This window comes from Amycolatopsis sp. NPDC028719 (assembly GCF_055565395.1).
This window is the reverse complement of record NZ_JBVHUL010000010.1, coordinates 1-24067: the sequence shown is the minus strand read 5'-3', so window position 1 is coordinate 24067 and position 24067 is coordinate 1. Positions and strand designations below refer to the sequence as shown.

The window sequence follows — 24067 nt, the reverse complement described above, 5'->3', positions numbered from 1 at the left end:
GACGAAGGGGCCGTCCCGTCCGGGACGGCCCCTTCGTTCTGTCGTCAGGCGGTCAGCGCGTGCGGGTCGCCGGCCACGGCGTGCGCGGAGAAGTTCCGCTGCGCGCCGCGTTCGGCGGCCTTCTGCTTGGCCGACTTCGCCTTGCCCGGCTGGACGCCGTTGATGCTCTCGGTGCTCGTCGCGTAGACGCCGAGGGCCCAGGCGACGCCGTCCGCGTTGCGGTCCAGCGCGACCCGGTCGACGTTGCCGAGGTTGTCGCACGCCTGGTGGTAGCACGGGTCGAACGCGATCCCGGCGGTGCCGCCCCACTTCGCCGCCTGTGCCGGGGTCTTGACGACCTCGGCGCCGGTGTCCAGGCCGCCGGCCGGGATGCCGACGGCGATGAACTCGCCGTAGTCGGAGCGGCCGGTGAAGTCGGTGCCCTCGAGGGACACGCCCCGCCCGGCCTGCATGAAGTCGACGAAGGTCTTCTCGATCTGCGCCGAGCCGTACGGACCCGCGCCCGCGCCGACGCCGTCGGAGTTGTCACCGTCGTAGGCGAAGTACCCGGCGTTCGGCGAGCCGATCATGTCGAAGTTCAGGTACAGCGCGATGTCGAGCTGCTGCTCGAAGCTCAGCTGGTCGACGTAGTACGTCGAGCCGATCAGGCCGAACTCCTCCGCGCTCCAGAAGCCGAAGCGGACGGCGTTGTTGACCTTCGGGCTGCTTCCCAGCTGCAGCGCGGTCTCGAGCAGGGCCGCCGAGCCGGTGCCGTTGTCGTTGATGCCCGGGCCGGCCGGAACGCTGTCGAGGTGCGACCCCAGCATCACGACGTTGTCCTTGCGGCCACTCTTGGTCTCGGCGATGACGTTGTAGCTGGTCCGCGCCTCCTGGAAGGCACGCAGCTCGAGCGTCACGTTCTGCCCGCCCAGCGTGGCCAGCTGCGCCCCGGCGGCCGCCGTCACGCCGCCGGTCGGGATCTTCGCGTTCTCCGGGCCGCCGAGCGTCCCGTTCAGGTCGCCGTCGGTGTTGTTGTAGACGATCGCGCCGATCGCGCCCGCCGCCGCGGCGGTCTCCTGCTTCTGCGCGAACGAGCAGCCGCCGCGCTTGATCAGCGCGATCTTGCCGGCGACGTCGGCGGGGTAATCGGTGGCCTCGCAGCCGCTGGTGTCGTCGACCGCGACCACGGCGAGCGGCGCGGTGATGCCGCCGACGGGCGTCGAGACGGTGTACTCCATCGCGATGACCGGGACGTCCTGGCCGCCCGCGGTCAGCTTCTCGGCCAGGGTTTCCGAGTAGGTGAACGGGAACTCCTGGCGGGTCACCTGGAAGCCGGCCGCTTCGAGCTTGGTCGCGATGTACTCGGCGGACTTCTGGTGGCCCGCGGTGCTCGCCGCCCGGGTGCCGCCGTTGCTGTCGGCGATGCGCTGCAGGGCGATCAGGTGCCGGTTGACCCCGTTGACGTCGACTTTCTTGACGAGCTGCTTCGCCAGAGCGGGACCGTCGGGGACTGTCGTCGCGGCGGCGGCCGGGGTGAGGCCGAGCACCAGCGTCGCCCCGGCGGCGATCGCCACCGGAGGGAGGAATCTCTTTCTGAAGAGTGACATGGTTGCTCACCTTTGTGCGATATGCGAAGTACGTCAATGCGTCATTCGGCGGGAGCTTCCGGCACCGGGATACAGTCGACGCATGTACGCGATCACCATCCGTGAGCCAGGTGACCCGGAAGTTCTCGAGTGGGCGGAGGTCGCGGATCCGCGCCCCGGCCCCGGTGAAGTGCTGCTGGACGTCACGGCGAGCGCGGTGAACCGGGCGGACCTCCTGCAGCGCCAGGGCCACTACCCGCCGCCGCCCGGGGCCAGCGAAACGATCGGCCTGGAGTGCTCGGGCACGATCGCCGAACTCGGCGAAGGCGTCGAAGGCTGGAACGTCGGCGACGAGGTCTGCGCGCTGCTCGCGGGCGGCGGTTACGCGGAGAAGGTCGTCGTCCCGGCCGGGCAGCTGCTGCCGGTGCCGGGCGAGGTCGACCTGATCGCCGCGGCCGGGCTGCCCGAGGTGGCGTGCACGGTGTGGGCGAACGTCGTGATGCACGCGAAGCTCGCCGAGGGCGAGGTGCTGCTGGTGCACGGCGGCGCCGGCGGCATCGGCACGCACGCGATCCAGGTCGGCAAGGCACTCGGCGCGACCGTCGTCGTCACCGCGGGTTCGGAAGACCGGCTCGACCGCTGCCGCCAGCTCGGCGCGGACCTGGCGATCAACTACAAGGAAAAGGACTTCGTCGAGGTCGTCAAGAAGGACTTCGGCGGCGCGAACGTCATCCTCGACAACATGGGCGCGTCCTACCTGGGCCGCAACGTCGACGCGCTGCAGCAGGACGGCCGGCTGGTGATCATCGGCATGCAGGGCGGGGTCAAGGGCGAGCTGAACGTCGGCGCGCTGCTCGGCAAGCGGGCTTCGGTGTTCGCGGCGGGGCTGCGTTTCCGGCCGCTGGAGCAGAAGGCGGCGATCGTCGCCGACGTCCGCGAACGGCTGTGGCCGCTGGTCGCGGAGGGTGCCGTCAAGCCGGTCATCGGCCAGGTCGTCCCGATGGCCGAGGCCGCGTCCGCGCACCGCGCCCTGGAAGAGGGCAGCGTGTTCGGGAAGATCCTGCTGGCCGCGAAGTCCTAACGCAGTTCGTCGAGGACCCGCACGAGCTGGTTGATCTCGAAGACGTTGGAGTAGTGGGCGAGCCCGATCCGCACGGCGCCGCCCACTTCTCCGACGCCGAGTGACGCGAAGACGCCGGCCGCGCCGTCGTCCGCGAAGGCGCACAACCCCTGCGATGCCAGGTACTCGGCCACTTCGGGTGCCTTCTTGCCGGCGACGGCGAAGGCGAGCGCGGGGATCCGGCGCATGGCGTTGCCGATGACCATGATGTGCCGCAGCGACAGCAGCTCCGTGGACAGCTGCGCGAGCAGCCCGGCGTGGTACGACTTCGCCGAGCCGAGCGAGGTGACCAGCCGCTCGCGGCGGGAGCCGGACGCGGCGTCGTCGAGGCCGGCGAGGTAGTCGATGGACGCGATCAGCCCGGCCAGCAGCGGGTAGGCGTGCGGCCCCAGCTCGAGGCGGGCCGCGCCGCGCGCCGCCGGGTCGAGCGAGACGGACGAGATGCGTTCGATCAGTTCGGGGTCGCGGAAGACGAGCGCCCCGACCGAAGGGCCGCCCCACGCCTGCGCGGAGACGACCATGACGTCGGCGCCGAGAGCGTTGATGTCCAGCGGCAGGAACGGCGCGGCGTAGGTGGCGTCGACGACGACCAGCGCGCCGACGCGCTTGGCGAACTCGATGATCGTCGGGACGTCCGGCCGGGTGCCGACGGAACCGGACGCGAGGGTGACCGCGACGGCCTTCGTGCGCGCCGACACGAGCTGCTCGTACTGCCACGCGGGCAGTTCGCAGGTCTCGATGTCGATTTCGCCCCACCGCACGACGGCGCCGACGCGCTTCGCGGCGCGCTGCCACGGCGCGAGGTTCGCTTGTTCGTCGAGCCTCGACACGACGACTTCGTCGCCGATGGTCCAGCGCTCGGCGAGCGCGTCGCAGAGGCGGCGCAGCATCACCGGCGCACTCGGCCCGAGCACGACGGCGGCCGGATCGGCACCGACGAGGTCGGCGACGGCCCGGCGGGCCGCGGTCACGATGCTTTCCGCGCGCTGTGAGGCCGGAAACGCTCCGCCCGGCCCGGACACCGGGGCGCGCATCGCCGTGGAAACGGCCGAAGCGACCTGTTCCGGGACCAGCATTCCGGCGGCGCCGTCGAAGTGAATCCAGCCGTCACCCAGCGCGGGAAAGAGCCCACGGATACGAGCGACGTCGAACGCCATGGGGACACCGTACGGACGTGCGGTTTCGCCGTGCGTCCGGGGTTGGGTGGAGAACCACCGGGAACCCCGATAGCCGCTACGCTCGGAGACGAACACCCCGCAGGTGTCGCGGAGCGTGTTGAACGCAAGCCAGGATGGAGCACATGACCGAGCCGAACTTCACAGCGGGTGACCCCGGCCAGGAATCTTCACCCCACGTGGTGGTAGTCGGGCAAGACGGCTCCCGTCTCGAGGGCGCGGAGCAAGCCGAGGCGGTGGGCGAGCTCATCGAAGAGCCGGCCAAGGTGATGCGGATCGGCACGATGATCAAGCAGCTGCTGGAGGAGGTCCGCGCGGCCCCGCTGGACGACGCGTCCCGCACCCGGGTCCGCGAGATCCACCAGACTTCGGTGAAGGAGCTGGCGGCTTCGCTGGCACCGGAACTGCAGGAGGAGCTCGAGCGGCTGGTCCGCCCGTTCACGGACGACTCGACGCCTTCGGACGCGGAGCTGCGGATCGCGCAGGCTCAGCTGGTCGGGTGGCTGGAGGGTCTGTTCAGCGGGATCCAGACGGCGTTGTTCGCCCAGCAGATGGCGGCCCGAGTCCAGCTGGAGCAGATGCGGCGCGGGTTGCCGGCCGGGCCTTCGGCTGCTGGTGGGGCTCATGAGGGGCATGGGCCGGGGATCTCGGGGACTGGGCAGTACCTCTGACGGTTCTTCTCTGACGGTTCTTCCGTGAAGGCCTCCCTGCCGGCTCTTGTGGTCGGTTCGGAGGCCTTCACGGCTTTCGGGTGGCTTCTGGGGGCTTCGGCCGGGGTTGCGGTGAGGTTGTCCACAGACCATGGGGGATGTGGACAACTCCTGTGGACAACTTGCCGGCAGCTTGCGCCTCCAAGCCCCTCAGGGCCGCAGGCTGCTGAAGAAGTCGCGGATGTCGCCGACCAGGGCGTCCGGTTCCTCCAGGGCCGGGAAGTGGCCGCCGCGGGGGAACTCTGTCCAATGGACGATCTTGTCCGTTCGCTCCGCCAATGTCCGGATCGGCAGGCCGATGTCGTCCGGGAAGACCGCTACTCCCGTCGGGACCACGTTCGGCGCCGGGGGTGCTCCCCACCCTCCCGTCAGCGCCGCGTACAGCCGGGCCGATGAGTTGGCCGTCTCCGTGAACCAGTAGATCGACACGTCCGCCAACAGGTCGTCGCGGTCGATCAAGTCCACCGAGGTGTTCGAGAACGAGCGGAACTTCTCCGCGATCCACGCCAGCTGTCCCGCCGGGGAATCGTGCAGGCCGTACGCAAGCGTTTGCGGCTTGGTCGCCTGGATCATCGCGTAGCCGGTTCCGGACGCCGAGAACGCCTGGCCCTTCTCCAGCGAACGCTCGGCCTTGGCCAGTTCCGGACCGCTCAAGCCGGAGACGTCCGACGCGGTTCGCGCCACCGCCGACGCCAGCATCGTCACGTGGATCCCCAGCACTCGCGAAGGGAACTGGGTCGCCAGCTCGCGTGAGATGATCGCGCCCCAGTCGCCGCCGTGGGCTCCGAAACGCTCGTATCCCAAGCTCGTCATCAGCGTCGCGAACGCCCGCGCGATGCGGTCCGGGCCCCAGTCCGGCGTCGGTGTCGGCCCTGAGAAGCCGTAGCCCGGGATCGACGGGACCACCACCGTAAGAGCCGAAGCGGGGTCGCCGCCGTACGCGCGCGGGTCCGTCAGTGGCCCGATGACGTCCAGGAACTCGACGATCGACCCCGGCCAGCCGTGCGTCAGCAGCACCGGCGTCGCGGACGGCTCCGGGGAAACCACGTGCAGGAAGTGCACCTTCGTGCCGTCGATCGTCGTCGTGAACTGCGGGAAGCCGTTGATGCGCTCTTCCTGCGCCCGCCAGTCGAAGCCCGTGCGCCAGTACTCCGCCAGCTCACGCACGTAGTCGACGGGCGCCCCGAGCCGCCAGCCGGCGTCGGCGGGCTGATCGGGCCAGCGCGTGTTCGCCAAGCGCGCGCGGAGGTCGTCGAGGGCGCTCTGCGGGACGTCGATGTGGAACGGCGTGATCGTCATACCCGCGACAGTAGGAGCTATCGCGGACAGATCCGGTCCTCGAGACGATCCAGTACCCGGTCGACGCCCCGACCATCCACTGTGGACGACGCCGTCGCCGACAGCCGCCGCCGAAGCGCCGCGTCGGAGAGCAGTGAACGCAACACCGCGGTGACCGAAGGCAGCCGCTCCGCCAAGGATTCCGCGGGGCCGAGCCCCGCCGCCAGGCCGAGTTCCACCGCGGCCCGGTAACCCGGGTCCTGGTTGTCCACCAGCCGCACCGCCGCCGTCGGGACGCCGAGGCAGCACAGCTCGACGAACGTCACCCCGGCCGCGCTCACCGCGACGTCGGTCGTCGCGAACAGCTCCAGCAGCGCGGGGCTCGGCGCCGCGACCCGGATCGACTGGTCCGGCCGCAAGGCGGGCAGCGCGGGTTCACCGCGCACCAGCACGTCCGCCGCGAACGGCAGTTCCGTGTCGCGAAGCGCGCGAAGCAGCAACCCGACCGTCGGCGCCCACTGGTCACCACCGCCCAGGGCCACCGTGACGTGCGGCGGTGGCCCGGAAAGCACCCGGCGCGTAGACCGCACGACGTCCCGAAGCGGCGCGTACGCGATCCCTCGCAGCAAGACGTCCGAGCCGTCGTCAGGCCGGAAAGAAGGCGCGAAACCCGAGTCCACGACGATGTCCGCGGGCCGGCGCCCGAACACGTCGTCCTCGATCGACACGAGCAGCGCGCCGACCGCGTTGACCTCTTCGCGCAGGTCACCGAGGCCGTAGTGGTCGACGACCACCGCGTCGAACCCGGAAGCGTCGAAAGACCCGCGCGAGACGCCCAGCTCGTCGAAGCGCGAAGCGAGCCACTCCGCGTTGTCGGTGCGACCCGAGAACACGACCGAGTAACCCCGCGCCACCGCCCGCTCGGCATAGGCGACCATCCGCGCGACGTGCCCGGCGCCGATCGACGCCGACGCGTCCGCGCGCAGGAGCAGCTTCACGAGCCGACTTTCTTCTGCTCGACGTGCGCGTTCAGTGCCACCAGGTCCGGCCGCGACCGCAGCAGCGCGACCACCGCCCTCCAGTCGCCGACGCCGTCGCCGAGTTCGCCGACCACAGCGGAAAGCAGAGCCCAGTCCTCCGCGGTGTCCAACGTCACGCGCAGGTCGCCGGCCGCCGGGCTCACCACGATCCCGGTGCACGAGTAGCGCGAAGGATCCGAATAGATTCCCGACGTGACGTGCTCGCGGTGCGCGCCCACAGCCGTCGAGGCCTGCTCGGCCAGCACAGCGGCCCGCACCAGCTCGGCGTCGAACCCGCGCGGCAGCGTCCGGACCAGCGTCGTGCTCACGTAGTCGAGCGACGGCTGGGCCCGCCACAGCGTCGCGAGCTGGCCGATCAGCGCCGGGTCCAGCAGCGGGCAGTCGGCGGTGAGCCTGATCACGGCGTCGGCGGGGTGCTCTCGCAACGCCAGCCCGAAGCGGTCGAGGACGTCGTCGAGCGGGCCACGCACCACCGCGGCGCCACACCGAGCCGCCTCGATAGCGACGTCGTCGTCCGAAGCGTCCGAAGACGTCGCGACCACCACCTGGTCGACGCCGGGTGCGGCCGCCGCGGCCCGGACGACCCAGCCCAGCACGCTGCGGCCGCCGAGCGTGCGCAGCACCTTGCCGGGGAGCCTGGTCGAGGACGACCGGGCCTGGATGACGGCGTTGACCACGGGCGCTGCACGCATGGGTGACATGATGGCCGACGGCCACAGTCACCGAAACGCGGAGGTCAACGATGTCCGAGCTGGATGGCTCCAGCATCCTGCTCACCGGCGGGACCGGTTCCTTCGGCAAGGCGTTCATCGCGCACGCGCTCGCCGAACTGAACCCGAGCCGGCTGGTCGTGCTCTCCCGCGACGAGCTGAAGCAGTACGAAACGCGCCAGCTGTTCGGCGACGACCCGCGCCTGCGCTGGTTCATCGGCGACATCCGCGACCGGCGCCGGCTCGAGCGCGCCATGCACGGCGTCGACTACGTCGTGCACGCCGCCGCGCTCAAGCAGGTCGACACCGGCGAGTACAACCCGTTCGAGTTCGTCCAGACCAACGTCATGGGCTCGCAGAACGTCATCGAGGCCGCGATCGACACCGGCGTCAAGAAGGTCGTCGCGCTGTCGACGGACAAGGCGTCCAGCCCGATCAACCTCTACGGCGCCACCAAGCTGTGCGCCGACCGGATGTTCATCAGCGGCAACCACTACGCGGCCGCGCACGTCACGCGGTTCTCCGTGGTCCGCTACGGCAACGTGATGGGCTCGCGCGGCAGCGTCATCCCGTTCTTCCGCAAGCTGGCCGAGCAGGGCGAGTCGCTGCCGATCACGCACAAGGACATGACCCGGTTCTGGATCACGCTCCCCCAGGCCGTGCGGTTCGTCGTCGACTCCTTCGACCAGATGCACGGCGGCGAGCTGTACGTGCCGCGGATCCCGAGCATGCGGCTGGTCGACCTGGCCCAGGCGATCGCGCCGGGCAGCGAGATGCACGAAGTCGGCATCCGCCCGGGCGAGAAGCTGCACGAGGAGATGATCGCCCCCGACGACGCGCGCCGGACGGTCCAGCTCAAGGACCGCTACGTCGTGCAGCCGCACCTGGCCGGCTGGGGCTTCCAGCCGCCGGCGGACGGCACGCCGATGCCGGAGGGCTTCGCCTACCGCTCGGACACCAACGACCTCTGGCTGGACGCGGAGGAGCTGCGCGAACTGGTCGAGCAGCATGGGTGACTTCCTGCCGTACGGCCGCCAGTCGATCAGCGAAGAGGACATCCAAGCCGTCGTCGACGTGCTGCGCGGCGACTGGCTGACCACCGGGCCCGCGGTCCAGCAGTTCGAAAACGACCTCGCGACGCACACCGGCGGGACACCGGCCGTCGTCGTCACCTCGGGCACCGCGGCGCTGCACGTCGCGTACGCGGCAGCCGGTATCAAGGCCGGTGACGAGGTCGTCGCCTCGCCGATGACGTTCGTCGCCACCGCCGCGACCGCCGCCCTGCACGGCGCGAAGGTGGTCTTCGCGGACGTCGAGGCGGACACCGGCAACCTGGACGTCGAGGCAGCCCGAGCCGCGGTGACCGAACGGACGAAGGTCGTCGCCGCCGTCGACTACGCCGGCCACCCGGCTGAGCTGGACGCCCTCGCCGAGGTCGCGCACCACGCGGGCGCGCTGCTGCTGGAGGACGCGGCGCACTCCGTCGGCGGCTCTTGGCAGGGCCGCGCGGTGGGCTCGATCGCCGATCTGACGACGTTCTCGTTCTTCCCGACGAAGAACCTCACGACGGCCGAAGGCGGCGCCGTCGTCACGCCCCGGGAAGACCTGCTGGACCGGGCGCGGAAGTTCCGCAACCACGGTCTGGTCCGCGACCGCGCCGAGCAGCGCTACCCGGACGAAGGCGGCTGGCACCAGGAGGTGCACGAGTTCGGCTTGAACTACCGCCTGCCGGACGTCCTCTGCGCCCTCGGCAGTAGCCAGCTCACGCGGCTCGCGGAGTTCAAGAAGCGCCGCGCCGAGATCCACGCCCGCTACAACGCGGCGCTGGCCGACGTCGAGGGCGTGGCGACACCGCCGAGCCGCCCGGGCGCCGACCCCGTGTGGCACCTCTACCCGCTGCGGGTCCTCGAAGGCCGCCGCAAGGCGCTGTTCGAGCACCTGCGCGGCGTCGGCATCGGCGTCCAGGTCAACTACATCCCGGCGTACTGGCACCCGGTGTTCGAGGACCTCGGCTACCGGCGCGGGCTCTGCCCGAACGCCGAGGCGTACTACGAGCAGGAGCTCTCGCTGCCGCTGTTCCCCTCGCTGACGGACGCCGACGTCGACCGCGTCGTCGACGCCGTGCGCGCGTTCTTCTAGATCAGGTCCCAGGTCAGGGGCGTGCCCTTCGCGGCGTCGACGCGGAAGGTGCGCCCCACGACCTTGGTGATCTCGGCCGGGGCCAGGCCACCGGCGGGCCGGATCGACCGGACGTTCGCCGGCGTCACCTCGTCGCCGGCGCGGACGTCCTCGACGACGTAGAGAGACCGGCGCAGCCGCAGGCCCTCCTTCTCGCTTTCGCGCGGGCCCAGCACCGCCTGCCCCAGCGCTTCCCACGCCCGGTGCGTCTCGGTGACCAGCGCGGCCAGCTCCGCCGGCTCCAGCGAGAACTCGGAGTCGACGCCGCCGTCGGCCCGGGCCAGCGTGACGTGCTTCTCGATGGCCACCGCACCGAGCGCGACGGCCGCGACCGGCGCCCCGATGCCCGGCGTGTGGTCGGAGAGGCCCACCAGCGTCTGCGTCAGGCCGGCCAGCAGCGGCAGGCCGCGCAGGTTGCTCTCGGACGGCGACGCCGGGTAGCTCGCGGTGCAGCCGAGCACGATCAGCTGGTCGTTGCCTGCCTCGCGGGCGGTGCGCACCGCGGCGTCGATCTCGGCGACGTTCGCCATGCCGGTGGAGATGACCAGCGGCTTCCCGGTGCGCGCGCACAGCTCGATCAGCGGCAGGTCGACGATCTCCGACGACGCGATCTTGTACGCCGGCGCGTCCAGGGACTCCAGCAGCTCGACGGCGGTCGGGTCGAACGGGCTGGAGAAGATTTCCAGCCCGCGAGCGCGGGCCCGTTCGAACAGCGGCGCGTGCCATTCCCAGGGCGTGTGCGCCTTTTCGTACAGTTTGTACAGGTTTTCGCCGCCCCAGAGGGAATGCGAGTCCCCGATCCGGAACGCCGGGGTGTCGACGTCGATGGTGATCGTGTCGGGGCGGTAGGTCTGCAGCTTGACCGCCTGCGCGCCGGTTTCGGCGATGGCGTCGATGATCTGCAGCGCCCGGTCCAGATCGCCGTTGTGGTTGCCGGACATCTCGGCGATGACGAACGGCGCGTGGCCGGGGCCGATGTGGTGCGCGCCGAACCGGATGTCGTGCATGGTGCCTCCCCGGGGTGGACTGCGGGTCAGCTCAGAGTCTTGCGCAGCTGCCGGAAGCCGCTGACGGCAGGCGCGGCTTCGACGTAACCGGCGCGCTCGAAGAGCTTCGCCGAAGCGGTGTTGTCCTGGTGGACGGCGGCCAGCACGACCCGGACTCCGAGGCGCTCGCGCGCCGCGCGCTCCCCCTCGGCGAGCACCGCGCCGGACCGGCCGCGGCCGCGCTGCTCCGGCGCGAGGGTGATGCTGACTTCCCAGCCGTCACCATCCCGGCGGTCGAACCGGACGGTGCCCGCCGGCTCGTCTTCGTGCTCGACGACGAGCAGCAGCCGGCCGGGATCGGCGAGCACCCCGCGCAACCACGCGAGGTGCTCGTCCAGGGCCACCACGGCCGTCGAGCGCGACGACTGCCGCGTCCGCGGGTCGTTCCGCCAGCCGAGCAGCAGCCCGGCGTCGGCTTCGGTGGCTTCCCGGGCGCGCAACCTACTGGCTGACGGGCTCTTCGACCCGGTCCTCGAGGCGGCGCAGCCGGTCCTCGTACCGGGAGATGCCGGCGAGCCGGACGCGGATCTGGGCGTGCTGGCGCTGGATCTCCTCGATGAGCGTGCGGGCTTCGGAGATCTGGGCGCTGTCGGTGCTGGGCACCAGCGACATCGACTCGCGCAGCGTCTCCAGGCGGCCTTCCTGCGCGGCCACGTGCGGAATCAGGCGGTCGAGCTCGGCGCGGGTCCAGCGCAGGTCGCCGCGGGCCTGCTCGAGGTTGTGCTCGGCGTTGTCCAGCCGGCGCCGGTGGTCGGCGGTGGCATGCTCGAGGTTGTTGACGCGCTCGGCCAGCCCGCGCGTGCGGTCGTCGACCCGGAAGTCGATGAGCCGGGCGATCCGGTCGACGAGGCCTCTGCCGAGTTTCTGCACTGCCATGAGTGGGTCCTTACGTGGGTGGGGAGGCGCGTCTAGCGCAGGAGGGTGGTGTCACCGGTCTTGGTCCAGGAGTCCAGCAGCCGCCCTTCGGCGGCGATCTGGTGCTCCGGCCCGACGATGCAGGAATCGCCCGCGGCGTGCTCCCACGACGTCTGGTCCGGGTTGTCGATGAACGAGAACCCGGTGAGCACGAGCTGCGCGGTCGGGAACGACGTGCGCGCGATCCAGGCGGCCAGCGTGCCGGTGGTCGACCACGTCGGCTCGTCGCGGGTCGGCAGGCCCAGCGCGTCCGACAGCGGCAGCACGACCTCGCGGTTCGACACCGGGACCGCGCCGAGGTCGGGGGGCCACCAGCCCGGCACGTCCTCCGGTTCCCAGTGCATCCGGCCGGGCTCGACCAGCAGGTAGAGGCGCTTGCGGTAGTCCTGGAAGACGTACGGGGTGGCCCGGATCGCCCGGTTGAACACCACGACGTGCGTCCGCGAGCCGACGATCTCCTCGCCCGGCTTGTCGACGACGAAGCCGTTGACCCGGATCACCAGGTCGCACGCGTCGATCGCCTTCGCCCGCTGGGGGTCGGGCGGGAGCGGCTGGTTTCCGACGACGGCCACCGAGCGCGGGTCGGGCCGGTCGGCGTACGCCGCGAGCAGGTTGACCATCAAGCTCGCCGCGCCGAGAGCAGCAGTCATAAGCGGAGAAAGTACCAGCACGCAGGACACACCCCACCGCGTAGCGGTCCCTAACCTCTACCACACGGGCGGGGTGGGCCGGACGCCGCTCATCCCATCGGTACCCTCGTCCACGTGCATGCCACCAGCACGGTTCAGGCCGCGGACTCACCCGTAGCGACGTCGGCGCCCCCGACGTCGGACAGCAAGACGTTCGCGCGTGCCTTCGCCGACATCAAGGCCGGTTTCTCCGCCCGCGAGCTGTGGGGTCACCTCGGCTGGCAGGACATCAAGCAGCGGTACCGCCGCTCGGTGATCGGTCCGTTCTGGATCACCATCAGCCAGGCGGTCATCGCGCTCGGGCTCGGGCTGCTGTACTCGCAGCTGTTCCACTCGCCGATCGAGGTGTTCCTGCCCTACCTGTCCACCGGTTTCATCCTGTGGGGCTTCATCAGCGGGTGCCTGGCCGAGGGCATGGAGACGTTCATCTCCAACGAGGGCCTGATCAAGCAGCTCCCGGCACCGCTGAGCGTGTACATGCTGCGCACGGTGTGGCGGCAGACGCTGCTGCTGGCGCACAACATGATCGTCTACGTCGTGATCCTCGTAATCTTCTTCAGCGCACTGGACAACCGGTACTCGCTGGGTTCACCGGACGGCCTGTGCCAGGGGGACCTGTACTGCCACCCGGGCCTGAGCTGGAACATCCTGCTCGCCATCCCCGGCTTCTTCCTGCTCGCGCTGAACGCGGGCTGGGTGACGCTGCTGCTGGGCATCATCTCGACCCGCTTCCGCGACATCCCGCAGGTCATCAACTCGCTGATCCAGCTGCTGTTCTACGGCACGCCCATCGTGTGGCCGGTCGACCAGCTGCTCGGCGGCGGGGCTCGCGCGAGCATCTCGTGGGTGCTGCCGATCATCCAGCTGAACCCGCTGTACCACTTCATGCAGGTGGTACGGGCCCCGCTGCTCGGCCAGTCGTTCACCCCGGGCAACTGGATCGTGGTCGGCTCCATCACCATCGTCGGCTGGGCGCTCGCGCTCGTCGCGATGCGCAACTACCGTGCTCGCGTCTCCTACTGGGTGTGACAAATGGTCAGCATTGACGTCCACAACGCCTTCGTCGACTTCCCCATCTTCGACGCGAAGACCCGGTCGATGAAGAAGAAGGTCCTCGGCAAGGTCGGCGGCAAGATCGGCACCGACACGAAGGTGCCGATCATCGAAGCCCTGCACGACGTGACGCTTTCGCTGCGCGAAGGCGACCGGGTCGGCCTGGTCGGGCACAACGGCGCCGGCAAGTCCACGCTGCTGCGGCTGCTCGCCGGGATCTACGAGCCGACCCGCGGGTCCTCGCGGATCCAGGGCAAGATCGCGCCGGTGTTCGACCTCGGCGTCGGCATGGACCCGGAGATCTCCGGGGTCGAGAACATCATCATCCGCGGCCTCTTCCTCGGCATGACGGCCAAGGAGATGGAGAAGCGCGTCGACGACATCGCGGAGTTCACCGAACTCGGCGACTACCTGCAGATGCCGCTGCGGACGTATTCGACGGGCATGCGCGTGCGGCTGGCGCTGGGCGTCGTCACCTCGATCGACCCGGAGATCCTGATCCTCGACGAGGGCATCGGCGCGGTCGACGCGGCGTTCCTGAACAAGGCGCGCGACCGGCTCAAGGACCTCGTCAAGCGCTCCGGCATCCTGGTGTTCGCCAGTCACTCCGACGAGTTCCTGTTCGAGCTGTGCGACTCGGCCCTCTGGATGGACGAAGGCCACATCAAGCAGCAGGGTTCGCTGCGGGACGTCCTCACCGCGTACAAGGGGCGTGACCCGTTCGAGAACATGAGCCAGGAAACTCTGGCGCGCTTCGGCGTCGAGCCGGCGGCGACGACGAACGGCGGCGAATGATGGCCAGCGAGACCCGGCAGCTGCCCGACGGCGCGGTCGTCGGCGTGGTCGTCACGCGGCACCGGCGCGAGCTGCTCGCGGACTCGCTGAAGATCATCGCGGCCCAGACCCGGCCGGTCGACCACCTGGTCGTGGTGGACAACGGGCCGGACGACTCGGCTCGTGAGGTCGTCGAGAACTACCCGCTGCCGCACACGTACCTGCCTTCGCACCGCAACCTCGGTGGCGCGGGCGGGTTCGCGCTGGGCATGCTGCACGCGCTGTCGCTGGGCGCGGACTGGGTCTGGCTGGCCGACGACGACGGGCGGCCGGCCGACGAGAACGTGCTCGCGATCCTGCTGGAGGAAGCGGAAAAGCGGGACCTGGCGGAGGTTTCGCCCGTGGTGTCCAACATCGACGCCCCGGACAAGCTGGCGTTCCCGCTCCGCCGCGGCCTGACGTGGAAGCGGTCGCAGTCCGAGCTGGGCGTGGACTTCCTGCCCGGCATCGCGTCCCTGATGAACGGCGCACTGTTCCGCGCGTCCACTTTGGACGTCGTCGGCGTGCCGGACCTGCGCCTGTTCTTCCGCGGCGACGAGGTCGAGCTGCACCGCCGGCTGGTGCGGTCGGGGCTGCCGTTCGGCACGTCGCTGAAGACGAAGTACCTGCACCCGGACGGCTCGGACGAGTTCAAGCCCATGCTGGGCGGCAAGTTCCACGCGCAGGACCCGGAGAACGAGGTCAAGCGGTACTACACGTACCGCAACCGCGGGTACCTGTTGTCCCAGCCGGGAATGCGCAAGATCGGCGCGCTGGAGATCCTCCGGTTCGGACTGTACTTCGTAGGCGTGAAGCGCGACCCGAAGGCGTTCATGCAGTGGCTGAAGCTGGTGCGCCAGGGCCGCGCGGAGAAGTTCTACCGCTACTGAAACTGCCCTTCGAGCGGCACCGGCACGGACTCCGTCCGGACGTCGGCGAGCTCGGCGGCGGGCACGGTGCGGCGCCACACGCGGTAGTCCACTTCGGACAGTCCCAGGTCGCGCGCGGTGAGGTAGTCCTCGTCGGCCAGGTGCAGGTCGGCGGTGTCGCGCGTCCGGCCGAGGAGCTCGAAGGTGCCCCCGCGCCACCGGCACAGTGTCCGCACGAAGGTGAGCTCGTCCAGCTCCACCTGGTCGACGGCCTTCATCCGGAAGCCGTAGGTCTCCCCGAAGTCGGGGGGCGCGGCGGCGCCGGGCAGCGGGTGCAGGACGACCCGGGCGGGGCCGGCGAACTCGGCGTCGAAGTCCCCACCGCGGTACCGCGCGGTGTAGCCACGCCGCACGAGCGGCGGCAGCGGCACGGGCGGCGGGAAGAAGGCGGCCTCGCCGAAAGCGTCCTTCTGGTCAGGGATCCAGCCGACCTTACGGCTGTGGTACTGCCCGAGCCGCTCTTCGGTGTTGTCGGCGCGACGCACGAGCAGTTCGGCGCCGACGGGGATTTCGACCAGCCGCAGGACGTATTCGGGTAGCGGGTGGTCGACGCCGGGGAAGTACCCGGTCCCGAGGTACGGCGGCGGGTAGACGCGGGCGACGCCGAGTTCGGCGGAGATCTCGCGGTCGCTCGAGCCGTAGGAGGTGCGGAACGGGAACGTGTGGCCGGCGGTGAACCGGAGCAGGTAGAGCTCGTCGAGCGGGCCCCAGCCGGGGATCTTGGCGAGGCCGTAGTTCCGGACCATGGCGGCGGTGTCGAGTTCGGCGACGTCCTCGGCGCGGCCGGCGAACCCTTGGACCCGATGCGGTTCGAAGCGGCCGGGGACGAGGACGTTGCCCAGGTAGAGGCCGGCCAGGCCCGGCTTGACCGGTAGCTGGACGACGGTGCTGCCGAGGAGACCGGCGGGTGCGTCAGCGGTCATCGTTTCCTCCGGTCTCGAGGTGGTCGGTGCGCTCTTCGCGGAGGTTAGTCACCATGTGCTTCGGTACAGATGCGAAGAATGTGAACATGTCCTGCCGGTCGAATTGGACTTCGGGGTGTTCTTCCGGCTTGGCCCAGGTTTCGGCAAGCCAGTGCCCGTCCCCGGTCCCCACCACGCCGATGCCGTACCGGTCGTCGCCCTCGCGGTAGATCTCGAACTCGTGACCGAGGAAGGTGCCCCAGGTGCGGACGGTGTACCACTCGTCCAGGTCCGCGATGGGCACCTGCTTCCACGGAGCGCCGTCGCGGTAGAGCTGCATATCCGCGGGAACTCGTTCGGCCGCGGCGTATGTCTCGCCCCGGTAGACCGCGCGTTCGGCGGGCGAGATCTTACGGATTCCCGGCACTTACCCCTCCTCGTCCGCGCACGTCGAACCAGCCGCGGTCGGGGAGGTAGACCCCCGCCAGGGATTCCGTCCCGTCCGCGTGCACAAGCCACATCTCACCACGGCCCACGTAGTCTCGTGGCGCGTGCATCCACTCCGGAACACCGCCACCGGTGTAACCGGTACCGAGGAACGGCGGGTCCATCGGCCGGGGCTTCGGCTGGCCGGAAAGGGCCTGCATGTCGCTGACCGACCCCGGGTCGGTTCCGCCGTAGCTGATCTCCATGGCCGATGAATCGCGGGAGGCCGGGAACCGGAGCTGGTAAGCCTCATTCGCCCCGGCTTGGATCGGGGTCCACCCGGCCCCCTTGTCGTCGAGGGCGAGCTTGTCCCGGAATTCTTGTGGGGTTCCGTACTGGGCCGAGTCGCTCCCCCGGGCAACCGAACCGGCCACCGAGTCGGGGTAGTTGGGCCTGGTGACCCCGGAGTGGCGATCTACGACCGTGGTCTGGTTGGCGAGTGTGGCCTCGCCGATCTCCGGCTTCACCACCTTGGTCATCAGCTCGCCCGGGTTCGCTTTCAGCTCATTGCGCACCGCGACGATCTCGGCCCGCTGGGCGTGTGTGAGGTCCGTGACCGGCTGGAGGGTCATCGCCAGGTGCTGGTCCGGGTCGTAGCCCAACCTGCTCGCCGCGTCGCGGATCTGGTTGTCCGTCGACGTCGGGCGCGTCTGCATCGACTCGCGGGTGTACTGGCCTCGCAGCTCGTCATCCGTCGCGTGGTGGCCCTGGTTGTTGTGCATTCCGCCGCCGTCGTCCGGCGGGCGGGGTGGGGGGTTCGAGCCTGGTGGGGGCGGGTTGCCGCCGCCTGTTCCGGCCGTCTTGGCCGGTGGTGCGTCGACCGGCTTGCCCGCCGCCGCGATCGTGGCCGCGCTGTTCGCTTCCGTCGTCTGGTAGTGCTCGCGGACCGCCTTCGTGCGCGCCCCCGCGTCCTCGACCGCCTTGCCCGCTCGGGCCACGTGCTCCTTGGCCGCCGACACCGTGCCGTTGAGCGTGCCCGTCATCCCCGAGCCGATCACGCCCATCGACTTCGCGCCGAAGTTCGCCCCTGCCACGGTTTGGCCGACCGCGTGGACCTTGTCCTTCGTGCGGCCGAGATGACCCTCCATCGTGCCGAGCGAGTCCGTGTGGACCCCGTACCCGCCGCCGTGCCCGCCGGCGCTCGTGTGCGGTTCGCGCGCCGGGCGCGGCTCGGCCGGGTGCGAGTTCGACGTCTCGTGGTGTGTCGGCGACGTGTCCGTGTGGTGGGGCGTGCTGGTGTGGTGCGGCGTACTCGTGTGGTGAGTCGCCATGTCACGCCTCCGTCTCGTACGGCTTCGCGGCCTGGTAAGCGCCCATCGTGAGGCCGCCGACGGTGGAGAACCGGTCGAGGCCCTTGGTCAGCTTCTCCATCGCTTCCATCAGCTTGGCCAGCCGGCCGCCTTGGCGCGCGAAGCCCTCGAGGAGCTTGCTGATCTTGCCGGCGATCTTCGACGCGGTCGCCGCGGCGCGGGCCGACGCGACGCCGCAGAACGCCGCGATCGAACCGCCGAAGGTCACCACCGCCGAGGCCGCCGCGATCAGCGCGTCGCGGATCAGCTCGGCGATCACCGACGAAATGAGCCCGAAGACGATGCCGCGCAACGTGCAGACGAGCATGCCGGAGATGCCCGCGACCGCCGCCGTCCCGTCGAGCGTCTTGCCGAGCGACTCCAGCTCCTCGGCCATCTTCGTGAGGCTGTCGCGGTAAGCGTCGGCGGCCTGGCCGGTCCACTCGGCGACGCTGCGGAGGTCGTCGCGGTGCTCCTGGGCGAGGGTGTGCATCTCGGCCGCGGCGGACTTGAGCTGGTCGACGTTCGCGTTGATCTCGTCGGGGTTGCCGAGCAGCGCGTCGAGCGGCTCGCGCAGGAAGCTGACGTGCTCGAGCAGCCAGCCGACGCCGGCGTTGAGGATGGCGCCGAGCGGGTCGATCGCGGCGCCGACGGTGTCGACGACCGCGCCGGCGGCGCTGACGGCGACCCCCAGGACGTGCTCGCCTTCGGACTCGGAGTCCGACTTGATCGAGTCGACGAGCCCGGCGTAGGTGTCGACGATGCCGGCACCCGAAGTCGCGGTGGTCATGTTTCGTCCCCTCAGTCCCGGCGCAGGAACGTGTTGTCCCCGAAGTCGTCATCGTCGTCCCGCGGCGGCCGCGGCGGGCGGCGGACCGGCGGTGGCGGCGGGGTTTCCGGTTCGTCGTGCTGCCAGAGCCGGCGTTCCCGGATCGGCTCGGGCGCGGGCGGCTCTTCGGGCTCCTCCGGCGGCACGTAGCCGGTGACCATGTGCATCGCCTCGGAGTCGCCGCCCAGCGGGGCGAACGCGGCGGCGACGTTGACGGCGGCGCCGCGCTGGGCCTTGCGCGCGAGCTTGAGGATCTCTTCCGCGAGCTGGGCACCGGACTTCCCGGCCAGCGCGGAGTCGGTGAGCCGCAGGTCGGTGAGCGAGCCGTTCGGGGCGACGCCGACGCGGATGGTCCCGTCGGGCGAAGCGACGGTCGTCCCCGCAGCCTCCAGCCCGACGCGGAACTCTTCGGCCTTCGCCTGGACATCGGCGATCTTCGTTTCGAAGCCCGCCAGCCATTCCTCAGGTGTCATGCTCGCCTCCGCGGTGTCCGACGCGCAGCGAAGGCTACTGGTTCCACGACCAGCGCAAACGCGAAACGGCCCCGGTTCCCCGGGGCCGTTCCGTTATGTCCGTTATTCGCCGATGACGGGCGGCGCGGTGCGCATGTCCGTCCCGAAGACCTCGTCGGGGTCGCCCTCGACGAGGTAGGTCGGACGCGAGTGCTCCGTGTCCTCGTCGCCCTCGCCCTTCTGGCCGCGGCCCATGCCACCGCCCGCGCCCATGCCGCCGCGACCGGCTCCCGCGCCACCGGCACCGAGGCCGCCCATCCCGCGTCCCGCGGCCGCTTCCGCCGCGCCGATGCCGCCCGGCCGGGCCGCACCCGAGGCGGCACCCGCGCCCGTCGAGCTGCCGGCGCCGCCCGAGCCGCCGGGGCCGAAGCCACCGCCGCCCCCACGGCCGGCGCCCCCGCCGACCTTGGAGTTGTACGCCTCGTCGCCGCCGAAGTTCATGCCGCCCATGGGCATCGGGCTCATCGGCGGCATGCCGCCGAAGGACTGGTTCGGGTTCGGCGTCGACCCACCCGGGATCGAACCCGGCGTGAAGCCGGACGGCGTGGTCGTGCCGGCCGGGAGCAGGCCCGCGCCGGTGGTCGACCCGGGACCGGAGAACTGCGGCGTGCCGGTCGTGCCGGGGATGTTGCCGGTGGTGAAGTTGTTGGTGCTGCCGCCCGGCGTGGTCACCGAGCTGGAGCCCGGCATGTCCACCTTGGATGGCGTGTTGATGCCGTTCTTGTCATCGGGCCCGTTGGGATCACCGGTACCACCGCCGGTGCTGAAGCTGGGCGGCGGCGCGAAGGCGGGCTGCTTCGACGCGGCCTCGTAGAGGTTCTTGTCGTAGGTCGACATGACGCTGGCGGCCTGGTCGTGCGCCGCCTGGCTGTCCTGCTGCTTCTGGAGGGACTTGTCGACGTTGTCCGGCAGGCTGAACGGGTTCGACGTCGCCCAGGACTTGAACTCGTCACCCCAGGAGAACGGGATGGGGGCCGGCATGGAGTTCTTCGCCGTGGCGGCGGCCTGGCCCTGGTCGTAGATGGTCTCCGAGGCGAGCTTCGCGTTCTGCGAGTTCGCGTCGGACCACTTGCCCAAGGTCGTGAAGTACTGCTGGGCGTTCTCGGCCGCGCTGCCTTCCCAGGTGCCCTTGGAGGCGTTGACCGCCGTGTTCATCGACGTGGCGAACTTGTCGAAGACCTGGTGGACCTGGTGGTAGGCGGTCGAAACATCGGACACCTGCTCGACGTTCAGGTTGCTCTCGAGGAACGCCTGGAGCTGGGTGTGCTCGTTGCCCTTGTAGTCCGCGTTCGGCGCGTGCAGGCCCTGGACGTACTCGACGTCGCGGCCCTTCGTGGCCTCGGCGACGTTCTTGTCGCCCATCTCCTGGGCCTGGTTCTTGGCTTTGGCCTGGGCGATCCACTGCTGGACCGGGCCGAACAACCAGCTGCCGGGGTCGACGCCTTCTTCCGCGCGCTTCTGGAGGTAGGCGTCGCGCTCGGCCGGCGCCATGTTCTGGACTTCTTGAGGCGTCTTGTCTTCGACCTTCGGCGGCGGTCCCTGTCGCGTCGTCATCTGGGTTCCCCTTTATCCCTTCGGCAACCGCGGTTCGACAGCCTTCGTGGCCACTTCCTCGGCGATCTGGCAGGCCTCTTCGGACGACTCGACCGCCGTCACCGCCACGTCCACCCGGGACGAAGCTCCGACGGCCAGGCCGAGCGTGCACCCGGGAGCGACGCCGTCCAGCGATTCCTTCGCCTTGCGGCCGTTGATCTCCTTGTCGACCACTCCGCGACCGGTGTCCCGGACCTGGTCGATCGTGGCGTCGTCGCGGACGTTCACGCCGGCGACCATGCCCTTGTCGCTCGCCGAGGCGATCTTCTTCTGGTAGCTGCACACGCGGGCGCCACCGAGGGTGTCGTTCTCCGGCGGGTTGAACTCGCCGTAGCCGGTCAGATCGCCCGGTTCGAGCAGCGAACAGGGATCGGTGATCGACTGCGTCCCGCTCCCCCCCGAGGTAGAGCTCTCCGGGGCGTTCGGCTCGCTGGCCGACGACGACTGCGCGGGCGACGCCGTTCCCCCCTGGGTGGTGGTGCACCCGGCCAGCAGTGCCCCACCGGCGACGAGCGGAAGAACGACACGGACGAGGAGTTTGTTCATTACCTCAGGCCTGCTTGGTCTGGAGCGAGGAGAAGGCTTCGTTCTCGGTTTCCTTGTACAAGCCCGCTGCCCGGGCGAGGGCTTCGTCAGCCTGCTGGGCGACCGTCTTGAGCTCGTCCAGCACCGCTCGCGCCGAGTTCTGGGCTTCTGTGGCGCCCTTCTGGTCGTGCGTGGCGACAGTTTGCCCGTACGGGTGGCTGCCGAGCTGAGGGGCCTGGTCCAGCGCCGCGGCCTTGTAGCCCAGGCCGTCGAGGTCGGTGACCAGGGCGGTCAGGGCGTCCCGGATCGGCTTGACGCCCTCCGGCGTGATCTTGAAGCCGCCGCCCTTGGCCGCGTCGACCAGCTTCTGCGTCTCCGCTGTGACGCTCTTGACCGCCGCGCTCATGCCGGCGGAAGAAAGCGGGTTGACGATGTCCGACATCGAGCCGCCGCCGCCGTCAGCTATCAACATCGCTGTTCCACCCCGAATCGCTTCGCCCGTGCGTGTGCACCCGGGAGTCTACTAGCCGGGTACCCTGCGCAACGGCTGTTCACCGATCTTCACTTTTGGACGTCGCAAGCCCACCGCGGGTTCCCGACCGTCAGAACTGGCCTTCGAGCTGGGCGTACAGCTGCTGGGCCAGGCGGGCGTTGTCGGCCGGGGCGTAGGTGATCCAGCGCTGGCCGTCCGCGGCCGCGCGCGAGGACATCAGCCAGCGGCCGGACTCCGTGTCGAACCAGGCCAGGGGCGGGAACGTGCCGCCGCGGGTCTGGGCCGTGAACTGGCCCACGCGCTTCTTCGGCTCCTGGAACACCCGCTCGATCATCCGGAGCTGCGGGCCGCCGCCGCTGCTCGGGGAACGCGGGCCGCTCACTCCCGCGAACGGGTCGTACGCGTCGTCGCGGCGCTGGTGGCGTGGCTGGACGGCCGGGCGCGAGATGGTGACCGACTGGCCGGGCGCCGCCGGGGTCAGCGGGAGGAGGTCGACGATCGCCGGGACGATGCCCGTCGGGCGGACCTCCTCGAAGACGATCAGGTTTTCGTCCTGGCGGGCGAGCACCGCGAACTGACCGTCGGACGCGACCCGCGCGAAGAGGTGGCGGTCGCCCAGCTCGGCGGCCGCGTTGATCACCACGCTGCCGCGGACGAACGTGGCCAGCGCCAGCTCGGCGTCCGCGTCGAGCCGGCCGCGGCTCCACAGCCCGCGGCCGGTCAGGTCGCGGACGACGGCGTCGCGGATCATCGCGCGCTGCTCGACGGTCGTGCCCACGTGCGGGACCTCGAACGGCGTCGGCGCGCGGCCGAATCCCAGGTGCTCCAGCAGGATGTCCACCGCTGCCAGTGACAGCGAGAACGAGTGCGGCATCGCTTCCATCCCCCGTTTCGTCGGCCCCACGGTAGACCACGGCTCCGCCCTCAGCGAACCCGCTTGCCGCGGCAAGATCGCCGCTGGTCCGATGGACGCATGGCCGACCCGAAACCCGCACTCGTCCTGCACCTCGCCACCGGCGGGGAACCGCTGCTGTTCGCACTGAAGACCGAAGGATCCGCCGAGCTGGCGGGCAGGCTCGCCCAGCTCGTGCGGACCGGCGCGGTCGAGACGGTGACCACCAAGGACCACTCGGAGGTCGCGATCAACTTCGCCCACGTGGCCGCCGCCTACGTCGACGACCTCACCCGGAAGAGCACGGTGTTCGGCATGCACGGCTGACGCGCGAAGGCCGCCTCACGACGAGCGTGAGACGGCCTTCGCGGAGCCTGGGCTCAGAGCTTGTACAGGCGCTGCCAGTTCTCACGCGACGTGAGCTCCGGCATGGCGCGCTTGTACTGCTCCTGCACCGCCGCGCCTTCCTTGCGCAGCCGCTGGACCACCTTCGCGCCGCGCTTGGCCAGGTCGAACATCTTGACCTTGTCGTACGAGCGGACGCGGACGCCTTCCTGGTTCGCGTCGGTGACCACCGCGGTGTCGAACAGCGCGATGTGCCACCAGTTCGCCTCGTCGATCGGCACCGCGCCGAGGCCGAAGCGGCTGCGGCCGAGCACGCGGTCGAGCACGCGCTTGATCAGCACCAGGCGCTGCATGCTGGGCCGCGGCGCGCTGTTGATGATGCCGATGTCGTTGGACGCGATGCCCGGGACGTCGGTGGCCTTGTGGCGCTTGGTCTCCGGGTACTGGTCGCGGATCCGGCGGATCTCCTGCATCGCCTCGACCCCGCCGTCACGCAGGATCTCCGGGCCTTCGAGGAAGTCCTCGACCGCCTTGATCAGCGTGGCCGACAGCCCGTACTGCATCCCCAGCAGATACCGCACCAGCTGCGCCAGCAGCACCCGGGAGAGCAGGTTGAGGTTGAACGGCGAGTGCAACGCGGCGGTGATGATCGAGTTGCGCAGGTTGAAGTACCGGTGCCACTCGTCCCAGTCCTTCATGTGGAAGTCCGCGTGCCACACCCCCGCCCCCGGCAACGTCACCGTCGGGAAGCCGTGTGCGCGGGCGCGGTAGGAGTACTCCGCGTCGTCCCACTGGAAGAAGAACGGCATCGGGTAGCCGGTGGCCTGCACGACCTCGTAGGGGATCAGGCACGACCACCAGCCGTTGTAGCCGGCGTCGAGACGGCGTTCCTGCCGGTTGGGCTTGAGGGTTTCCTCGTCGACGCCGAGCAGGTCGGCGGTGGTGAGGGAGTGCTCGACCGGCTGGCCGGGTTCGAGGGT

Annotated in this window: 26 protein-coding genes and 1 pseudogene; 8 read left to right on the top strand and 19 right to left on the bottom strand. The window is 70.2% G+C overall.

The genetic code is table 11. The features are described from left to right. Positions 1–44: 44 nt before the first annotated feature. Positions 45–1586 (bottom strand): M28 family metallopeptidase, encoded by a 1542-nt coding sequence (locus ACZ4TR_RS36500; protein WP_465292610.1) that lies wholly within the window; start codon positions 1584–1586, stop codon positions 45–47. Between the two features lie 82 nt (positions 1587–1668). Between ACZ4TR_RS36500 and ACZ4TR_RS36495 the strand changes: the two genes are divergently transcribed. Next, complete coding sequence (locus ACZ4TR_RS36495; protein ID WP_465292608.1) at positions 1669–2646, top strand: NAD(P)H-quinone oxidoreductase; 978 nt, start codon at positions 1669–1671, stop codon at positions 2644–2646. Here the strand turns inward: ACZ4TR_RS36495 and ACZ4TR_RS36490 are convergent. Beyond that, on the bottom strand, positions 2643–3842 hold the full coding sequence (locus tag ACZ4TR_RS36490) for a cysteine desulfurase-like protein (RefSeq protein WP_364525909.1): 1200 nt from the start codon (positions 3840–3842) through the stop codon (positions 2643–2645). The two genes, ACZ4TR_RS36495 and ACZ4TR_RS36490, sit on opposite strands and share 4 nt — an antisense overlap. Before the next feature lie 134 nt (positions 3843–3976). Here ACZ4TR_RS36490 and ACZ4TR_RS36485 point away from each other — a divergent pair, with 134 nt between their 5' ends. Continuing rightward, a complete protein-coding gene (locus ACZ4TR_RS36485) occupies positions 3977–4531 on the top strand; it encodes a bacterial proteasome activator family protein (RefSeq protein ID WP_364525907.1) in 555 nt (184 codons plus the stop codon). Between the two features lie 189 nt (positions 4532–4720). On the opposite strand, the gene ACZ4TR_RS36480 is transcribed toward ACZ4TR_RS36485, so the two are convergent. Genes ACZ4TR_RS36480 through ACZ4TR_RS36470 form a run of 3 tightly spaced genes read right to left on the bottom strand, consistent with a single transcriptional unit; the run spans position 4721 to position 7589 of the window. Beyond that, the gene (locus ACZ4TR_RS36480) at positions 4721–5869 is read right to left on the bottom strand and encodes an epoxide hydrolase family protein (RefSeq protein ID WP_465292607.1); all 1149 of its coding nucleotides are present in this window, start codon (positions 5867–5869) and stop codon (positions 4721–4723) included. Between the two features lie 17 nt (positions 5870–5886). Beyond that, a complete protein-coding gene (locus ACZ4TR_RS36475; protein ID WP_465292605.1) occupies positions 5887–6846 on the bottom strand; it encodes a PseG/SpsG family protein in 960 nt (319 codons plus the stop codon). Continuing rightward, positions 6843–7589: a cytidylyltransferase domain-containing protein gene (locus tag ACZ4TR_RS36470; protein ID WP_465292603.1), complete on the bottom strand. Its 747-nt coding sequence runs from the start codon at positions 7587–7589 to the stop codon at positions 6843–6845. Before ACZ4TR_RS36470 ends, ACZ4TR_RS36475 begins: the two co-directional genes overlap by 4 nt. 41 nt (positions 7590–7630) lie before the next feature. On the opposite strand from ACZ4TR_RS36470, the gene pseB reads away from it, so the two are divergent. Together pseB and ACZ4TR_RS36460 are read left to right on the top strand one after the other, a co-directional pair. Beyond that, positions 7631–8614 carry a UDP-N-acetylglucosamine 4,6-dehydratase (inverting) gene (pseB, locus tag ACZ4TR_RS36465; protein ID WP_364525899.1) on the top strand — a complete coding sequence of 328 codons (984 nt, stop codon included), beginning with the start codon at positions 7631–7633 and terminating at the stop codon, positions 8612–8614. Then, positions 8607–9737 (top strand): DegT/DnrJ/EryC1/StrS family aminotransferase, encoded by a 1131-nt coding sequence (locus ACZ4TR_RS36460; protein ID WP_465292601.1) that lies wholly within the window; start codon positions 8607–8609, stop codon positions 9735–9737. Before pseB ends, ACZ4TR_RS36460 begins: the two co-directional genes overlap by 8 nt. On the opposite strand, the gene pseI is transcribed toward ACZ4TR_RS36460, so the two are convergent. Genes pseI through ACZ4TR_RS36440 form a run of 4 tightly spaced genes read right to left on the bottom strand, consistent with a single transcriptional unit; the run spans position 9734 to position 12357 of the window. After that, positions 9734–10783, bottom strand: a complete 1050-nt coding sequence (pseI, locus tag ACZ4TR_RS36455) for a pseudaminic acid synthase (RefSeq protein ID WP_465292600.1) — start codon at positions 10781–10783, stop codon at positions 9734–9736. The two genes, ACZ4TR_RS36460 and pseI, sit on opposite strands and share 4 nt — an antisense overlap. Before the next feature lie 26 nt (positions 10784–10809). After that, positions 10810–11262, bottom strand: coding sequence for a GNAT family N-acetyltransferase (locus ACZ4TR_RS36450; RefSeq protein ID WP_465292598.1), 453 nt, complete (start codon positions 11260–11262; stop codon positions 10810–10812). A gap of 1 nt (position 11263) precedes the next feature. After that, positions 11264–11698: a hypothetical protein gene (locus tag ACZ4TR_RS36445; protein ID WP_364525891.1), complete on the bottom strand. Its 435-nt coding sequence runs from the start codon at positions 11696–11698 to the stop codon at positions 11264–11266. A 32-nt stretch (positions 11699–11730) separates the two neighbouring features. Next, on the bottom strand, positions 11731–12357 hold the full coding sequence (locus ACZ4TR_RS36440; protein WP_364525939.1) for a hypothetical protein: 627 nt from the start codon (positions 12355–12357) through the stop codon (positions 11731–11733). A gap of 144 nt (positions 12358–12501) precedes the next feature. Here ACZ4TR_RS36440 and wzm point away from each other — a divergent pair, with 144 nt between their 5' ends. From wzm to glfT1, 3 genes are read left to right on the top strand one after another with little or no spacing between them, the layout of a single operon-like run. Next, positions 12502–13455 (top strand): galactan export ABC transporter permease subunit Wzm/RfbD, encoded by a 954-nt coding sequence (gene wzm / locus ACZ4TR_RS36435; RefSeq protein ID WP_465292596.1) that lies wholly within the window; start codon positions 12502–12504, stop codon positions 13453–13455. Between the two features lie 3 nt (positions 13456–13458). Then, entirely contained in the window at positions 13459–14274 is an 816-nt protein-coding gene (gene wzt, locus ACZ4TR_RS36430; RefSeq protein ID WP_364525887.1) for a galactan export ABC transporter ATP-binding subunit Wzt/RfbE, read from the top strand. Further along, entirely contained in the window at positions 14274–15182 is a 909-nt protein-coding gene (gene glfT1 / locus ACZ4TR_RS36425; protein WP_465292595.1) for a galactofuranosyltransferase GlfT1, read from the top strand. Before wzt ends, glfT1 begins: the two co-directional genes overlap by 1 nt. Here glfT1 and ACZ4TR_RS36420 read toward each other — a convergent pair. The 9 genes from ACZ4TR_RS36420 to ACZ4TR_RS36380 form a co-directional block, all read right to left on the bottom strand. Continuing rightward, complete coding sequence (locus tag ACZ4TR_RS36420; RefSeq protein WP_465292593.1) at positions 15176–16144, bottom strand: hypothetical protein; 969 nt, start codon at positions 16142–16144, stop codon at positions 15176–15178. The two genes, glfT1 and ACZ4TR_RS36420, sit on opposite strands and share 7 nt — an antisense overlap. Beyond that, a complete protein-coding gene (locus ACZ4TR_RS36415) occupies positions 16134–16550 on the bottom strand; it encodes a hypothetical protein (RefSeq protein WP_465292591.1) in 417 nt (138 codons plus the stop codon). Before ACZ4TR_RS36415 ends, ACZ4TR_RS36420 begins: the two co-directional genes overlap by 11 nt. Further along, entirely contained in the window at positions 16534–17880 is a 1347-nt protein-coding gene (locus ACZ4TR_RS36410) for a hypothetical protein (RefSeq protein WP_465292590.1), read from the bottom strand. Before ACZ4TR_RS36410 ends, ACZ4TR_RS36415 begins: the two co-directional genes overlap by 17 nt. Position 17881: 1 nt before the next feature. Further along, on the bottom strand, positions 17882–18688 hold the full coding sequence (locus ACZ4TR_RS36405; RefSeq protein WP_364525878.1) for a WXG100 family type VII secretion target: 807 nt from the start codon (positions 18686–18688) through the stop codon (positions 17882–17884). A gap of 11 nt (positions 18689–18699) precedes the next feature. Then, positions 18700–19200 carry a YbaB/EbfC family nucleoid-associated protein gene (locus tag ACZ4TR_RS36400; protein WP_465292589.1) on the bottom strand — a complete coding sequence of 167 codons (501 nt, stop codon included), beginning with the start codon at positions 19198–19200 and terminating at the stop codon, positions 18700–18702. A gap of 102 nt (positions 19201–19302) precedes the next feature. After that, positions 19303–20793 (bottom strand): hypothetical protein, encoded by a 1491-nt coding sequence (locus tag ACZ4TR_RS36395; RefSeq protein ID WP_465292588.1) that lies wholly within the window; start codon positions 20791–20793, stop codon positions 19303–19305. A gap of 12 nt (positions 20794–20805) precedes the next feature. Further along, on the bottom strand, positions 20806–21378 hold the full coding sequence (locus tag ACZ4TR_RS36390; protein ID WP_465292586.1) for a DUF3558 family protein: 573 nt from the start codon (positions 21376–21378) through the stop codon (positions 20806–20808). A gap of 4 nt (positions 21379–21382) precedes the next feature. Next, positions 21383–21829 carry a hypothetical protein gene (locus ACZ4TR_RS36385; RefSeq protein WP_465292584.1) on the bottom strand — a complete coding sequence of 149 codons (447 nt, stop codon included), beginning with the start codon at positions 21827–21829 and terminating at the stop codon, positions 21383–21385. Positions 21830–21959: 130 nt separating this feature from the next. Beyond that, the gene (locus tag ACZ4TR_RS36380) at positions 21960–22724 is read right to left on the bottom strand and encodes an ESX secretion-associated protein EspG (protein WP_465292582.1); all 765 of its coding nucleotides are present in this window, start codon (positions 22722–22724) and stop codon (positions 21960–21962) included. A gap of 99 nt (positions 22725–22823) precedes the next feature. Here ACZ4TR_RS36380 and ACZ4TR_RS36375 point away from each other — a divergent pair, with 99 nt between their 5' ends. Continuing rightward, positions 22824–23069 carry a hypothetical protein gene (locus ACZ4TR_RS36375; RefSeq protein WP_364516385.1) on the top strand — a complete coding sequence of 82 codons (246 nt, stop codon included), beginning with the start codon at positions 22824–22826 and terminating at the stop codon, positions 23067–23069. A gap of 53 nt (positions 23070–23122) precedes the next feature. On the opposite strand, the pseudogene ACZ4TR_RS36370 reads toward ACZ4TR_RS36375, so the two are convergent. Continuing rightward, positions 23123–24067 (bottom strand): annotated as a pseudogene (locus tag ACZ4TR_RS36370) (glycosyltransferase); the annotation flags it as partial.